Source organism: Caproicibacter fermentans, from assembly GCF_009746625.1.
GTDB classification, from domain to species: domain Bacteria; phylum Bacillota; class Clostridia; order Oscillospirales; family Acutalibacteraceae; genus Caproicibacter; species Caproicibacter fermentans.
In genome coordinates this window covers 1-582 of record NZ_VWXL01000112.1, presented here as the reverse complement: position 1 = coordinate 582, position 582 = coordinate 1, and the positions used below count along the sequence as shown (strand labels likewise).

At 41.4% G+C, this 582-nt stretch carries 1 protein-coding gene; it reads left to right on the top strand.

From position 1 onward, the window contains the following. The coding region (locus CAFE_RS19815; protein ID WP_207708905.1) for a hypothetical protein at window positions 1–269 on the top strand (269 nt) is incomplete at its 5' end. Window positions 270–582: the final 313 nt, after the last annotated feature.

The following is a 582-nucleotide window of genomic DNA, read 5'->3' as shown; positions in this document are numbered from 1 at the left end:
AAAGCTGGCGTTCAGACAGTACCGCCGGTGGACATTCCGGCGGTACTGTGACTGGCGCTCATGTAACCGGCGATATGGGTCATTTCCGACCGGCGTTTTGGGTCAAAAAAGTTCCGGCGTTGACAGTGAAACAGGAATTGCGTATACGCAGGACAAAAAGACCGGGTCAGTTATACGCAAAAAGTTCATTTACATTTCCAATAGACCTGTCACATTTAAGGAGAGATTTTTTATTTTGGGAGTTAAAGATTATAGAAAAAATTTCATAACATTAGAGAACCGCGGCAACATTATTGATGACATTAAGAAATATTCAAAACTGCCATTTCGTCCTTTGCCAACCAAAGACGTGTAGCGTGCGGGAGAAACCGGACTTGTTCCGGTTACTTTCCTTTTTTGTCAAGGCACTGCCTGGCTTGACGCTTACGTTATACTTGATCTAGTTAAACAAGAAGGGCTACTACAAAACTTTCATCTTGTAATAGCCTCTTCATTTGATTGAACAATACTCAACTTTTCTGGTTTTGCTTAACGAAAAAAGCTGAAACCATGTCAGTCACCAAAAATGGTATTACGTAGAAC